Source organism: Marivivens sp. ABH4_498 (assembly GCF_056160585.1).
In genome coordinates, this window is sequence record NZ_JBSWXL010000003.1 from 293,650 (window position 1) to 306,882 (window position 13,233).

15 protein-coding genes are annotated in these 13,233 nt (G+C 56.5%); 8 read left to right on the forward strand and 7 right to left on the reverse strand.

Features of this window, described 5'->3' with window-relative positions:
- Nucleotides 1-8: 8 nt before the first annotated feature.
- From ACXAGA_RS08790 to ACXAGA_RS08815, 6 genes are all read left to right on the forward strand, one after another.
- Entirely contained in the window at nucleotides 9-539 is a 531-nt protein-coding gene (locus ACXAGA_RS08790; RefSeq protein WP_475117107.1) for a chemotaxis protein CheW, read from the forward strand.
- Nucleotides 540-630: 91 nt separating this feature from the next.
- Nucleotides 631-3,126, forward strand: a complete 2,496-nt coding sequence (locus tag ACXAGA_RS08795) for a methyl-accepting chemotaxis protein (RefSeq protein WP_475117108.1) — start codon at nucleotides 631-633, stop codon at nucleotides 3,124-3,126.
- Between the two features lie 60 nt (nucleotides 3,127-3,186).
- The gene (locus ACXAGA_RS08800; protein ID WP_086449847.1) at nucleotides 3,187-3,594 is read left to right on the forward strand and encodes a response regulator; all 408 of its coding nucleotides are present in this window, start codon (nucleotides 3,187-3,189) and stop codon (nucleotides 3,592-3,594) included.
- Between the two features lie 59 nt (nucleotides 3,595-3,653).
- The gene (locus ACXAGA_RS08805; protein WP_475117109.1) at nucleotides 3,654-6,857 is read left to right on the forward strand and encodes an Hpt domain-containing protein; all 3,204 of its coding nucleotides are present in this window, start codon (nucleotides 3,654-3,656) and stop codon (nucleotides 6,855-6,857) included.
- Nucleotides 6,858-6,982: 125 nt separating this feature from the next.
- Nucleotides 6,983-7,378, forward strand: coding sequence for a flagellar export chaperone FliS (locus ACXAGA_RS08810; RefSeq protein WP_475117110.1), 396 nt, complete (start codon nucleotides 6,983-6,985; stop codon nucleotides 7,376-7,378).
- A gap of 5 nt (nucleotides 7,379-7,383) precedes the next feature.
- The gene (locus ACXAGA_RS08815; protein WP_475117111.1) at nucleotides 7,384-7,725 is read left to right on the forward strand and encodes a hypothetical protein; all 342 of its coding nucleotides are present in this window, start codon (nucleotides 7,384-7,386) and stop codon (nucleotides 7,723-7,725) included.
- Between the two features lie 209 nt (nucleotides 7,726-7,934).
- On the opposite strand, the gene ACXAGA_RS08820 is transcribed toward ACXAGA_RS08815, so the two are convergent.
- Together ACXAGA_RS08820 and ACXAGA_RS08825 are read right to left on the reverse strand one after the other, a co-directional pair.
- Nucleotides 7,935-8,102 carry a hypothetical protein gene (locus ACXAGA_RS08820; protein WP_475117112.1) on the reverse strand — a complete coding sequence of 56 codons (168 nt, stop codon included), beginning with the start codon at nucleotides 8,100-8,102 and terminating at the stop codon, nucleotides 7,935-7,937.
- A gap of 47 nt (nucleotides 8,103-8,149) precedes the next feature.
- On the reverse strand, nucleotides 8,150-8,623 hold the full coding sequence (locus tag ACXAGA_RS08825; RefSeq protein WP_475117113.1) for a hypothetical protein: 474 nt from the start codon (nucleotides 8,621-8,623) through the stop codon (nucleotides 8,150-8,152).
- Between the two features lie 192 nt (nucleotides 8,624-8,815).
- Between ACXAGA_RS08825 and ACXAGA_RS08830 the strand changes: the two genes are divergently transcribed.
- Nucleotides 8,816-9,238, forward strand: a complete 423-nt coding sequence (locus ACXAGA_RS08830) for a hypothetical protein (protein ID WP_475117114.1) — start codon at nucleotides 8,816-8,818, stop codon at nucleotides 9,236-9,238.
- Nucleotides 9,238-9,861 (forward strand): hypothetical protein, encoded by a 624-nt coding sequence (locus tag ACXAGA_RS08835; protein ID WP_475117115.1) that lies wholly within the window; start codon nucleotides 9,238-9,240, stop codon nucleotides 9,859-9,861. Before ACXAGA_RS08830 ends, ACXAGA_RS08835 begins: the two co-directional genes overlap by 1 nt.
- Before the next feature lie 63 nt (nucleotides 9,862-9,924).
- Here ACXAGA_RS08835 and ACXAGA_RS08840 read toward each other — a convergent pair whose 3' ends face one another.
- From ACXAGA_RS08840 to ACXAGA_RS08860, 5 genes are read right to left on the reverse strand one after another with little or no spacing between them, the layout of a single operon-like run.
- Nucleotides 9,925-10,314, reverse strand: a complete 390-nt coding sequence (locus ACXAGA_RS08840; RefSeq protein ID WP_475117116.1) for a hypothetical protein — start codon at nucleotides 10,312-10,314, stop codon at nucleotides 9,925-9,927.
- A 19-nt stretch (nucleotides 10,315-10,333) separates the two neighbouring features.
- Nucleotides 10,334-10,651 carry a flagellar biosynthesis anti-sigma factor FlgM gene (locus tag ACXAGA_RS08845; protein ID WP_086449856.1) on the reverse strand — a complete coding sequence of 106 codons (318 nt, stop codon included), beginning with the start codon at nucleotides 10,649-10,651 and terminating at the stop codon, nucleotides 10,334-10,336.
- Between the two features lie 36 nt (nucleotides 10,652-10,687).
- A complete protein-coding gene (flgA, locus tag ACXAGA_RS08850) occupies nucleotides 10,688-11,407 on the reverse strand; it encodes a flagellar basal body P-ring formation chaperone FlgA (RefSeq protein ID WP_475117117.1) in 720 nt (239 codons plus the stop codon).
- A 3-nt stretch (nucleotides 11,408-11,410) separates the two neighbouring features.
- Entirely contained in the window at nucleotides 11,411-12,514 is a 1,104-nt protein-coding gene (locus ACXAGA_RS08855; protein ID WP_475117118.1) for a flagellar assembly protein T N-terminal domain-containing protein, read from the reverse strand.
- Nucleotides 12,514-13,122, reverse strand: coding sequence for an LPP20 family lipoprotein (locus ACXAGA_RS08860; RefSeq protein WP_475117119.1), 609 nt, complete (start codon nucleotides 13,120-13,122; stop codon nucleotides 12,514-12,516). The genes ACXAGA_RS08855 and ACXAGA_RS08860 overlap by 1 nt, the downstream gene beginning before the upstream one ends.
- Nucleotides 13,123-13,233: the final 111 nt, after the last annotated feature.

The following is a 13,233-nucleotide window of genomic DNA, read 5'->3' on the forward strand; positions in this document are numbered from 1 at the left end:
ACTTCACCATGAACCAAGCTGCAGAAGTAACCGAAGACGCCATGACCGCGGCAGCCGCCCGTGGTGAGGCCGCATTCAACGACGCCGATAACGTCGATGATATGTACCTTACGTTTGCCCTAGCCGACGAAGAATACGGCGTAGGCATCGGCGTTGTGACCGAAATTGTTGGCATGCAACGGATTATGTCCGTGCCTGATATGCCCCACTACATCAAAGGCGTGATCAACCTGCGTGGTAAAGTGATCCCCCTGATGGATGCGCGCCTGCGCTTTGGCATGTCGGAACGCCCTTATGACGACCGCACGGTTGTTATCGTTATGGATGTGGACGACGCCCTGATCGGTCTGATCGTGGATGGCGTGTCCGAAGTTCTGGAAATTCCACCAACGCAGGTGGATGCACACGGCCAATTCGGCAAAGGCGGCAAATCCGTCATTTCCGGCATCGGCAAAGTTGGCGACCGCGTTTCGATCCTGCTGGATACCGGTGTTCTGGTGTCTGACAGCGACGTGACCCTGCCGCCAGACCTGCTGTGAGGCTGAACCCATGAATGCAAAAAAGAACAACAAGACCGCAAAGGCGGACACTCCTGAGGCAAGCGCCAACACTCCTGAAAGGACCAATGAAATGGTTACGACTACGATGAACAAAGACGCCCAGGCAGTGATCGGTGGCCTGGACTCCGCTCAAATGCTGGACATGATGGGCACGCCCGTCACGATCGCCGACAAAGACTTTGTCGTTCGCTATGCAAACGAAGCAGCGATCGACATGTTCAAAAAAATGGAAGGCGATATTCGCAACGATCTGCCGAATTTCCGCGCAAGCAAAATCGTCGGCACCTGCATCGATGATTTCCACAAAGACCCATCGCACCAGCGTAGCATGGCTGCCGGTTTGGACGGCCGTTACGACGGGTCGCTGTCGGTTGGCGGTCACCACTTTGATTTCATCGCGGTGCCTCGTTTCGACGAAAACGGCGACCTGCAGGCTGTGATCGTGGAATGGAGCGACCAGACGGATTCGAAAAACGCAACCTCCGAAGCGCTGCGTATGGTCGAAGAAATCGAAAAAATGTCGAACGCCCATGACGAAGGTGACATCGACGTTGTTTGCGACGATTCCGCCTTTACCGGCGAATTCGCCAAGGCGCTGAATGCCGTGAATTACATGGTCAACCAGCACATCGAAACCAAGAAAAAAGCGATCGGTTTCGCGGTTGAGCTGGGCAAAGGCAACTATGACGCTGAACTGGAAACCTTCCCTCGTAAGAAAGCGTTCATCAATGACGCGATGGAAGGCATGCGCACTATTTTGCGTGATAACGCGCATAACGTTGACACCCTGTTGGCGGAAATCCGTCAGATGGCCGAAGCGCACGATCTGGGCGATATCGACCACATCGTAGACACCAGCAAATTGTCGGGCACCCTGGCCGATGTGGGTGGCCGCGTGAACGACATGGTCAACCAGCACATTGAAACCAAGAAAAAAGCGATTGGTTTCGCGGTTGAACTGGGCAAAGGCAACTTTGACGCTGAACTGGAACGTTTCCCACGCAAGAAAGCGTTCATCAACGATGCAATGGACGGTGTTAAGGCGGTTCTGCAGGACAACGCGAAAAACGTTGATGCGCTACTGGGCGAAATCCGCAACATGGCCAAATCGCATGATCTGGGCGACATCGACGTTGTGGTTGATACCGAAAAACTGACCGGCACATTCGAAGATGTGGGTCGCCGCGTGAATGACATGGTGAACCAGCACATCGACACCAAGAAAAAGGCGATCGCCTTTGTTCTGGAGCTGGCGAACGGTAACTTTGATGCCGAGCTGGAACAGTTCCCACGTCAAAAAGCGTTCATCAACAACGCGATGGAACAGGTTCGCGGCAACTTTAAAAACGTTGTTTCGTCGGTCGAAGGCATCGCACAAAGCCTTGTTGACGGTAACTTTGACATCGATGTGAACCCAGCCGACTTTAGCGGTTCGTTCCGTGACGTGATCAATACGATGATGTCGATCAGCACCAACTTTAACGAAGTGATCGCAGAAATCGAACGTCTGTCGAACGGCATCGTTCAGGGCAAACTGGACACCACCGTGAACACTGCAGAATTCCGCGGTTCGTACGGTTCGATCATGCGCGCATTCGAGGCAGCATTTACCAGCCTGAACGCAGCATTCGGCACCATCACCAGCCAGGTCAAACAGATCACGACCACTGTCGAACAAATGTCGCAGTCGTCGCAGGCATTGGCAACCAACAGCCAGATCCAGTCGTCTTCGGTGGATGAAGTATCGTCCTCGACCGAAGAAACTGAATCGCAGGTGAAATCGAACGCAACTGCGGCATCTTCGGCCCGTGATCTGGTTGTCGGCGCATCGACTGTTGCCGCTGACGGTAAGATCAAGATCGGCGAAATGGTCACCGCAATGGACGGCATTCGCGCATCTAGCCAAGATATCGCCAAGATCATCAAGGTCATCGACGAAATCGCATTCCAGACCAACCTGCTGGCACTAAACGCCGCTGTCGAGGCAGCACGTGCAGGCCAACACGGTCGCGGTTTCGCAGTCGTTGCCCAAGAGGTTCGCAACCTGGCAGGACGTTCCGCCAAAGCGGCACGCGAAACCAGCGAACTGATCGAAAGCGCATCGACCCGCGTTCAGGATGGTGTACGCATCGCAGACGAAACATCCAGCGCGTTCACATCGATCGTCGAAGACATCGAAAAGGTCCGCACTCTGGTCGGCGATATCGCAACGGCTTCGGATGAACAGTCCCGCGGTGTGGCACAGATCAACGTGGCTGTTTCGGAAATCGCGAAATCGGCTTTGGCAACCAGCCAGCAAGCTGACGAACTGGCCGCATCCGCCGCGCAGATGCAGTCCGCGACCGAAAGCATGCGTAGCGAAGTAGGCCGCTTTAACCTGCGCAGCACGGTTTCTGCCATGCCTTCGATGCCGGGCCTAGACGGCGTATCGCCTGAAATGATGGCGCAGATCCAGCAGATGCTGGCGGCCCAAGGTAACGCCAACATGGCACCGATGGCGCCTGCACGCACCGGCACGATGAACCGCAACAGCGATCGTGACGAACGCGGATTTGGCAACTTTTAATCGAGTATTTGGGTCGGTGACGACGTTATCGACCCAACCTTTTCTACAGGAGAAAACGAAATGACACACAACGTAATGATCGTCGATGATGCTGCGATGATGCGCTTGTATATCGCCAGCTTTATCAAGACCCTACCTGACTTCAAAGTCGCAGCACAGGCATCCAACGGCCAAGAGGCGCTGGATAAACTGTCCGAAGTTCCGAACATCGACCTGATCCTGCTGGATATCGAGATGCCGGTGATGGACGGTCTGGAATTCCTGCGTCACGCGAAACTGAAAACCCGCGCAAAAATCGTCATGCTGTCGTCGGTTGCTGTATCGGGTTCGGCCCACGCTGCCAAAGCCCGCGAACTGGGTGCGGATGGCGTTGTTGCAAAACCATCGGGCACCGTTTCGCACGACCTAGAAGAAAAAGCAGGCGATGAACTGGCGCGCGTGATGCGCGAACAATTCGCCAACGCGTGATTTAGGCACGCTTATTGCTCTTTCTTTGCTGCCAACTACAACCTTGAAGTGAGATAGCTATGTCTGACGAAATGGACGAAATTTGGGCTCTCTATCTGGACGACGGTGCGCAATCGCTCGACCAGATGGAAAACGCTCTGCTTGCCCTACAAGAAGGGGATGAAGCATCTGCTGGCGAACACGTCAGTGCCCTATTCCGAGCTGTGCACACCTTCAAGGGCAACAGCCGCGTTCTGGGTCTGGCGACCGTCGAAAGCCGCGCACACCTGTCCGAAGATTTGATCGGTCTGGTCCGCGACGATGGCGTTCCGCTGGACGAAGAAATCATCGATATCCTGCTATATGCGGGCGATGTTTTGCGCGAAATGTTGGAACAGACGTCCGCAAACCGCGCAGACGTTGATGGCAGTAGTTCCGAAGAGCTGATGGACCAGTTGCGCGATAAAATCGCGCGCTGCAAAGGAGAAGACCCTGCAGCGGCGGCTGGCGGTGATGCGGCCCCAGCCGAGGTAGAGGACGCAGCAGAACCTGTTACCGAACCTGAACCTGAACCTGAACCCGAAGCAGACCCCGAACCTGCCGAAGACCCTGTAGCAGAGGCAGAGCCGGAAGAACCGACAGAGCCGGCGGCCGAAGAGGCCGCCGCGCCCGAAGCCGCCGCGCAAGAAGAGCCATCCGAGCCAGAAGCGGCCCCAGAAGAGGTCACCGCTGACGCATCTGGCGATGCCGACATGCCGGTTCAGGCTGCATCGAAACGTCTGATCGACGACCCAAGCTACCGCGATATTTTCAGCGGTATGTCCGAAGGCGCCATTGCGAAATTCCGCCAGTATATGACCGATTATGCCGGTGACGCATCGGCGACCTATACGGCTGCGAAACGCGAGGCAGATAACCTGCATCACGCAGCCGGACAGATGGGTCTGACAGAATGGGCCGAAACGCTGGCTGCGTTTATGGAACACCCCGAATCCGATGCCGATACCGGTGTCGAATTGTTGGCGGCTTTGGTTCTGCGCCTAGAAGAATTGACCCGTCTGGATTTGACAGACGAAGTGATCAGCGAAAACACCTCTGACGCGACATTCTTTGACGCGATCAAGGAGGCTTTGGCCGTATTGTCCGACATTGGCACGAACTGGAGCGTTGGCGAAGAGCCAAATCCAGAACGCGTGGCCACGGCCGCTGGGCATATCCGCGAGGTCAGCGATGGCCGCGGCCTGATCCGTGTCGGCGATGCAACCAAACGCATCGAAGAAGCGTCGAATACCAAAGAATATCGCGCTGCCGAACTGTACCTGTACGAAGAATTGGCCGCCGTCGAAGGCGTGTTGAAAGACGAAGCAGCCGCATCTTCGATCAGCCCGTCCGAATTGCTGCGTGCATGGTGTGCCGAACATGCCTTTGACACGCTGGCAGCGGTCGACGGTGCATTGATTGGCCTGAAAAAAGGCGGCGAAGTCGATAAACATTACAGCGCATTTTCGCGCAACATGCGTCTGATTTTCCACGCTTGTATCTATCATAAACTGGATACAGCTGGTCAGCTGGCTATGTCCCTGATCGATTTGTTTGGCCGTGTTCAAACATCGCATTCGGCGCCAGACAGCATTCTGATGCACATCGCGCGCGGGTTCACCGACACGATCGAATTGGTATTCGACGCGTTGGAACAGGGCGAAATTCCGGACACCGAAAATCTGGATATCCTGTTTGAACAGGCGTCGAACGCGGCATTCGCCCAAGAAGGCACCATGACCGCCACGGCCATTGAACGCCGTCTGCGCCTGCCGGATCGTTTCCACCGCGTTCTATCGCCAGAAAGCGTGCGAGCGGCGTCTGCGTCGATCGAAGCGAACCACCATTTCGTGATCATCCGCACCGACATCAACAGCGATGTTGAACTGGCGGAAAAATTCCTGGAATGGATCAGCGCTCCGACCATTCATTCGATCACGAACGTTACCGTTTTCCGTGACGAAGAAACGCTGTTCGATTTCTTGATCGCATCGCCTTTGGACGAAACCGAAGTTCTGTCGGCGCTGACGGAAATGGACCCGTCCGGCAAACTGCTGAGCATCGACGAAGTTCTGGAAGATCATTCAGCCGAAGAATCCGAAGACGCAGGTGCGTTGGCGGGCGACGTTGATCAGCCCATCAGTCAGGGCCCTGGTTTGACCTCTGAAATGTTGGAAAGCATTTCCGAAGTCGCCGCCAGCCAAGCGATGGTAAATCATATGTTGTCCGATCTGGCGGAAACCGGTCTGGCAGAAAGCGTCGATGCCGCCTTGCGTATGGCGGACAAAGATCTGGAAGGCAGCAGTTCGACCATCCGCAAGGTGGTGTCGGAATTCACGTCCCGTCTGCAAGAGGCCGCACAGGTCGAAGCGCAGCTGGTCAGCCAGATGGCGCATTTGCAAGAACAGACCGTTGCGATCCGTTCGCGTCCGCTGGACATGCTGATCCGCCCGCTAGAGGCTTTGGTCGGCACCCTGTCGCGTAAAAACAAGACAGAGGCGAAAATGACCAGCGCGGGCGGCCAAATGTCGATCGACGTCACGTTGATGGAACATTTGCGCAAAATGCTGCGCGTGTTGCTGACCGAACGTCTAAGCGGTGAAAAGGCGCCGCAGAACATTCATATGTCGTTCCACCGCGATGATGAACGCGTTCTGGTGACGATCGAAGACGACGGTCAGGCAATGGACGAAGCGGGCCTTCGCTCTCAGCTGGATCTACATTTGAAATCGACATCCAGCGATTTGCGCCTGATCGAACTACCCGGCCAAAAAGGCATGCGGTTCCATATTTCGATGCCTCTGGCGATGGTCGTTCTAGAGGGCATGGTCGTAGGCATCGGTGGTATCCGTTATGTGATCCCTGTGGATACGATCCAGTCGATTGTTCAACCGCGCGAAACCGCTCTGCGTCCGATTTCAGCCGCGAATGGCCGTATGGTCCTGCGTATGGAAGACGGCACAATGATCAGCGTGCATTGTATGGACGACCGCAAAGCGACAAGCCTGCGGGACGCTGATGCCAACGGAAACCGCCGTGTGTTCGTTGTATTGGGTGTCGGTGATAAAACACTGGCTGTGCCTGTCGATGAACTGCTGGGGCAGCAGCTGGTGCTGTTGCGGCCATTGCGCGGGGTGCTGCGGCAGATGCGGAACCTGACCGGTATCGCGCTTTTGGCAGGGGGCGAGGTCGGAATGGTGCTTTCGACCAACTCTTTAATGTCCGATGCGGTCGAAGCGGCATGACATTTGCAAACGGCGTCCTAGGGGCGCCGTTTTTCGTTGGCGTTCCAGACTAACATTTTTCTGGATCTGACGTTCTTTAATTTAACCACGAGGAAACGCGGACCCATGTCAGGAGAGGTGTCGAGATGACATTTGCAAACGCCAGATCGTCCTATCGAAAGGCCGAAACGATCAAACCGGTCGAACCTACCGATCCGCACGAAATCATTGGCGTGACACTACGCGAACTGGAAAAATCCCTGCGGGTTATGGCGGCGTCCAAAGCCAACGGCGGGGCCTATCCATCGCAGCACGTCAACCGCGCGTTTACAGCGATCTACATTCTGCAAAGCAGTCTGGATTTCGACAAAGGCGGAGAGATCGCCACCAACCTGTTCCGCGTCTACGAATTCTGCCGTCTACAGGTCGCCGAGGCATTCGCAAAGAACCCCGAGGCGCAGCTGGAACAAGGCGCAGAGCATATCGCTGGTATCCTGTCCGCATGGGATGAAATCGGCGGTCAGGCCAAGGCGCCGGAGTGATCCATATGGACCTGAAACGCGCTCATGTCGAACGCCCGGCCATGTTGGCCATCCTGATGGGTGGTTTGGGGCACGACGTGTTGGATGCCGCGAAAAAAGGCGAAAATGAACTGGTCATCGAACTCAGCAATCGCCTGCGTTACATGGCCGACCGTATGCAAGGCTGCGCCATGACCGAAGGCGACAAAGCAACGCTGAGGCAGGCTCTGCTAGCCGCAGAGCGCACGGTCCGCACCGCCGAGGATATCCTAAAAGACAAACTACGTGGCCAGCGTCTGGGCGATAAAAACCGCCCCGCGTATCGCCGTATTGAATCGGCACGCCCAGTGCCTGGTGGGCGGTCATGACCGCCTGCCGTCTATGCCTGTTTCTGCGGGTGTTTTTGCCGTCTGCTGCGGCTTTGATTTTCTTGATCGGGTTTATGCCCGACATTGCCACACCATTTGGTGCAATAACGCCGACACCGATGACGATCGCGATGATCGTACCGATTGTCGGCGTTCCAGGATTCGTTGTGAAATATTGGATGTGGCGGAAAACCCGGCACTAGGCCGGGTTATTTCGGGTCTTTCAAATAATCTGACAAAGACGCGTGCCGCGTTGTTGCACGGCCGTGATCGTCAAACGATGTGATTTCGATCATGACGGTATCAGCATGCGGGGCAGGGGCCGGCGCAGGCTTAACAGGGACAGCGCGGGTTAAGGTGCGTGGTTGGGTATTCATGGCAGGCTCCTTTACTGGGTTGCAGTATCAGAGCAAGTTTCATGCCATCATTGCATCGCGTAAGAGGTAATCAACACTTCGCGGACGGGGCTGGGGTCATCGTCGGTGCCGACCTGTAGGTTGACCGCATGGCGCACCATGGTCGGGATCAGACGGCGCAATCCTTGGGTGTCACGCGCCTGAAGGCCGGCTTCTTCGATGGCTTGTGTCACAACAGCATCCAGACGGCCATCGCGGTTGCCAACGGATTCCCACAGGCCTTCGGCGACTGGGGTGCCTTGATCGACCATAAACGACAGGCCCACAGCGACCTTGCGATCGAATTGCGGGATGCTGACGGTCATCTGCGGATAGGCGATGTAGTCGGGTTTGCCCGGCGGTGCAGGTTCGTTGGACACGGCGACCTCGGGTTCTTCGGCGGTAATTTCCGGCGCACCGGACAACGTGCCCGATAGCCCCATGCCAAAAGGCACCATGACCATGATAAAGCCGACAAAGCTGATGATTTTGTTGCTGTCCATGATGGGTCCGAAATTGAAAGCCTGTATATTCAATTACGGGCGGAAGTCTGATTTTGTTGCTGTACCAAAGCCGAAATGTGGAAAATCAAAAGGATAGCTTTTTTAGCAAAAACTATGCCTTCGGAACTAACATTGCGGGACATTCTGCCGTTTTGATTTCTAACAGGTTCACCCTTTTTGGATCACGACCCAATGAATAATCCCACCAGCCGTGCATTAGTGCCGTTCAACAACACGTTGCCCGCCCGCACGTCACAAAATCAACACACCGCTCAGTCGGTTTCAAACCAGCCCGAACCCGCGCCGGTTGATTTTGCGTTGGTGCGTCGGGAAACTCATCTAAAAGACAAAGCAGATGTTGAAAAATATTTGCCTGATATCTTGGGCCGAGCTTTGGCGCGGATCTGGATCGATAACCAATTCCGTGACCGTTTCGCGGCAGGGCCTGTGGAAACTTTGGCTGCGTATGGCGTGTATCTGCCGCGCACAATTTCGATCGATTTTGTGACCGTTGGCACGCCCCGTCCGCAGATCGTTGTTTACGAACAGCGGTTCCCCGGCGCGCCGCGTCGCAAACTGCTGTATCTACGCCTGTCGATGGTTGCGGGGCGATAATGAAACGTCTGTTCGTCATATCATCCGTTGTGGCCTGTCTGGCCGCGCCCGCCCCAGCATCCAGTTTGCAAGAGGCGATGGATATGTATGCCGCTGGCGATCCAGCAGGCGCAGCTGCGGCCTATAGTGAATTGGCCCATGACGGAAACGCGCGCGCCCAATTCAACTTGGCCCTGATGTTCTACGCCGGCCAAGGCGTGCCGCAAAACTACAGCGATGCCTTTGTTTGGGCCTGGCGCGCGAAATTGCAGGGCGTCCAGCAGGCCGAAGTGTTGATTGGCCGCGTCGCGGATTCCATTTCGCGCGACGAACGCACGGCATTGGCCGATGTTTTGTCGGCCGAATTGGCCCCTAAAATCGCCCAAGGCGATGCCAAAGCAATGTTGGCGCAGTCCATCATCCAATCGGATCTATTGCCGCGCCCTGATCTGGTGCAGACCTATGTGTGGCAATCATTGTCGGTTGTGGCGGGGCTGGATGCGGCGGCAACGCTGCGTGATGAAACGTTTCGCGGTCTATCGGCGCGCGATCAGATCAAAGCCCAGACCGAAGCGCGTATGGCCTTTGATAGCTGGTGTGACACTGCAACCGTTCCCCAACCCGCCTGCAATGTAATCCGCTAACCCACAAAATGCGAAACCCTGTCAAATGACAGGGCCGCATTTAGATGGTCGATTTATCGTGTCTTAATGTTTGCGAAACCGTGCGATGGTTTCTGCGTCTTCTACGCTTAGCCCCAGTTCGGTGCTGATATGGGATGCGCTTTGGCCTGTGCGGGCCATTGCGATGGCTTCTTCGATCATGCGTTCACCGGCCAGCCAGTCCATATCGGATTGCAGGCCGCGAATGTCGTCATGTACGCGGTGGATCAGGTCCGCTTGATGTGCTTCGATCCGGTTGGCGACGCCCGACAGGCGTTCATCGATCTGTGCGATCAGATCCACGTTTTCTGTTTGGCTGCATACGGCAGCCCGTGCTTTGCGAACACGCAGGGTGTAGAACGCAATCACGAAAGCCCCGAGCAGGGCAGCGGCGGCGTATAGTACCGTCGGCGTCATCAATCCAGGCAAAGTCATGCCGTGCTCTCCGGTGTAGTCAAGAATTCAGTTCGAGATAGCTTTCAAACAGGCTATCCGTGATCGCATCCAGATCGATCGGATAATCTCCATTCGCAATCTGTTCCTGCAACTTGGTCACCAAAGCCAATTCGATCGGCGGCTGCTTGAGTTCCTGCGGAACGCTAACGATCGCTGATTTGATTTCCATAGTGTCACCCGCCGGCGCGCCAGCAACTGGCGACGCTGGAACAGCCGTTCCGGCGGATTTATTACCTTTTAGACGTGCCGCGCTCGCGGCGTCGTCTGCAGCGCGCTTTAACTGCGGGGCGCCACCCGAGTTAATTGAGTCAACCATCTGAGACCTCCATTCGTGGCCAGTAACGGCAGGTATTTAAGGAATGTTAGGCCGTAAAATGACAGAGTTCTCGCCATTTACGATTCCGTTCACAATTTCCCCGGACGATAGATTTCGAAGCTCGATAACATCGCCCAACCTTCCATTTTCTAGTGCTTCACCAGGGGCGACGACTGAAATCGCCCCAACTGATACTTGTAGTGCAAGAGGCGTGCCGCTTTGGACCAGCCAGTCGGGTTCTAGGTGGCGCAGGTGCAAAATTTGTTCGGCACCCAGCGTTGATTTCAGGCGGCGACCGATAACCAATTGTGGATCAACAAAAATATCCGCTGCAGACCGTGTGGAACGGGGTACCAGAGTCACATCCGCAGGGCCGATCATTTCGCCGATTTGCATCGAACGTTTCAACGCAACGACCATCATCTGGTCCACGTCCGGCGCTACCGCGCGGTTTGGGCGTTCGGTCGGCTGAAACTGCGGCGCGGGCAAATTTGTACGCATCGCGCGGGTCCAGCGCGGGCTGGAGCACGAAATTTCTGCCGTCGCCCATCCGCCATTCAGCGGGCTAACGGTTGGCGTTGCGTTACACGCGGGAAAAGGGCGGATTGGCGCATTCGGGCGCGGGTTTTGAATACCCGTTGCGCGCATGGCATCTGCAACCAATTCTGCTGCCTGAACGCCAGATACGCCGCGACTGTAATCCGCCTGCGCTAGGGCAGGGGACGCAAACAGGGCGATGATCCATAGCGCCCGCATCCGTTACAGACCTGTTTCCAAAAACCGTACTGGACGGCCAACCAGTTGTGATGCGGATACGGTTGGGTCCATCGGGCGCAAAGTGGCCGTACGGTTCGCGATCGACACGATTTCCAACATTTGGACGCTGTGGCCGTGGTCTGCCGTGAATGCCACGGCGCCGCGCGTCAGGCCCTGACGGGATCCGACATCGACCGACAGATAATCGCCAGAGGCAGCCAGAACAGACGTGAGTGGCGAACAGGATTGAATGCTGAGCAAATCATCAAATTCCTGCGCCAAACCTTGGGACAGGTCATTGATCATCTGACCGCGCGTGCGCTGGGTTATGGCCGCAGCGTTGCCCAAAACATTCGGGCCGGGGATTGGCGTCTGGCGGATGACATCGTGGCGGGTCACGTTGCCGTCGGAATGAACCAATGCCAGCGCCATGGTCAGTTGTGCGAAATTGCGGCGGCCTTGGGCCACGACATCAACACGGATATCCGGGGCAAAGCCGAAATCGCCCGAGGTAAGGCGCACGTCGCCTTGGGTCAGAACGGTGTAGTCACGGGCGGCGCGGGCATCGGACAGGCCTACAGGCATAGCGCGGTCGGTGATGCGCAGGCTTTCGACCGCGCGGTGGCGATCCAGCACCGCATACAGCTGTTGAACCACGTCATAGGCCACCTGTTCCGTCCAGAACGGAGCGTTCGGCGACACCGATATGCGCGGCTGATAGGTGATGATGTGCAACCTGTTCGCGGCCTGACAGGATGTCAGCGCGTCATTGCCCACCATTGCCTGAATGCGCACGGTCCAGACGTGACCGTTCAGCGATTGATGAATGATATTGTGCTGCATCACGCGGCCCGTCGGGCGCACGATCAACAGGTCGCGTTCTATGCGGCCCATGTTGACGACGTTGTGCGCTTTGATCGCGGCTCCGCCTGCTAGGGATGCGTTTAGTAGCGCGTCCATCAGCGCGCGACGGCGTGCGGACTCTGTATCGTTGCTGCCGGTGACAAATCCGAAACCTTCGGCTTCGACGCGAATGGCGTCTTGGGCCGTGGCCGTCTGGGCCAGCACCAATAGCGAAGTGATCAGGATCAGAAACCGGCGCAGCATCACAGGGCTCCCTGGGCGGCGCGAACGATGTAGGCGACAGTGTCGGCGTCCAACGCGAGTTTCACTTCGTAACCGTCAGCACCTTTGGGGTTGATCGAAACGGTGCGGGCGCCGCGAATGGTGCCGTCGACCGATGCGGACAGGGTATCGCTGATGACGCGGGCCTGACCCACGGTGGTTGACGCGTTGATGTGGATGCCATGCACCTGTTCGGTCAGGTCACGCAGCGCATCCAAACGGGCGGCGCGTAGGGCCATCAGACGTTTCTGGTTCGTCGTCGCGCCGGGCTGATTGGCGATTTGGGCGAAGCCCAGACCTTCGATCATGAATGGCATCGCAACGGTTGCATCTGGCGCGGCAGCGGTCGGCTGGCCGTCGGCGGTATGGACCACGACAGGGGCCGTAACGCGGGTTGGTTCTGCGATTGTTGTGCCCGCAGTTTCCAAGGTTTGCAGATCGTCACGCAGCTGCGCGATTTCGGCGCTATAGGCGCTGGGGTCTTCGGGCAGGGCGTCTTGGGCTGTCATGTTGGTGTCCATGCAGGCCGCCAACAAAGGCGCAACGGCAAGGCCGATCAGCGCAGGGCGTTTGTACTGTCTTAGTGTCACGGGTTCGGCTCCTAAAGGGCGGGTTCGAATTGCCCCAATGTCTGCAAACCCCGTGCCAAGTTTTCAGCACGCGCAACCGTACAAACTGGCACGGCCTTTGCAGATCAACGT

Coding starts and splice junctions, on each gene's coding strand:
- flgA (WP_475117117.1), bottom strand. CDS start 11,407: ATGCGGGCGCTATGGATCATCGCCCTGTTTGCGTCCCCTGCCCTAGCG.
- ACXAGA_RS08830 (WP_475117114.1), top strand. CDS start 8,816: ATGAATAATCCCACCAGCCGTGCATTAGTGCCGTTCAACAACACGTTG.
- ACXAGA_RS08800 (WP_086449847.1), top strand. CDS start 3,187: ATGACACACAACGTAATGATCGTCGATGATGCTGCGATGATGCGCTTG.
- ACXAGA_RS08835 (WP_475117115.1), top strand. CDS start 9,238: ATGAAACGTCTGTTCGTCATATCATCCGTTGTGGCCTGTCTGGCCGCG.
- ACXAGA_RS08845 (WP_086449856.1), bottom strand. CDS start 10,651: ATGGTTGACTCAATTAACTCGGGTGGCGCCCCGCAGTTAAAGCGCGCT.
- ACXAGA_RS08805 (WP_475117109.1), top strand. CDS start 3,654: ATGTCTGACGAAATGGACGAAATTTGGGCTCTCTATCTGGACGACGGT.
- ACXAGA_RS08815 (WP_475117111.1), top strand. CDS start 7,384: ATGGACCTGAAACGCGCTCATGTCGAACGCCCGGCCATGTTGGCCATC.
- ACXAGA_RS08840 (WP_475117116.1), bottom strand. CDS start 10,314: ATGACTTTGCCTGGATTGATGACGCCGACGGTACTATACGCCGCCGCT.
- ACXAGA_RS08795 (WP_475117108.1), top strand. CDS start 631: ATGGTTACGACTACGATGAACAAAGACGCCCAGGCAGTGATCGGTGGC.
- ACXAGA_RS08825 (WP_475117113.1), bottom strand. CDS start 8,623: ATGGACAGCAACAAAATCATCAGCTTTGTCGGCTTTATCATGGTCATG.
- ACXAGA_RS08790 (WP_475117107.1), top strand. CDS start 9: ATGAACCAAGCTGCAGAAGTAACCGAAGACGCCATGACCGCGGCAGCC.
- ACXAGA_RS08855 (WP_475117118.1), bottom strand. CDS start 12,514: ATGCTGCGCCGGTTTCTGATCCTGATCACTTCGCTATTGGTGCTGGCC.
- ACXAGA_RS08820 (WP_475117112.1), bottom strand. CDS start 8,102: ATGAATACCCAACCACGCACCTTAACCCGCGCTGTCCCTGTTAAGCCT.
- ACXAGA_RS08810 (WP_475117110.1), top strand. CDS start 6,983: ATGACATTTGCAAACGCCAGATCGTCCTATCGAAAGGCCGAAACGATC.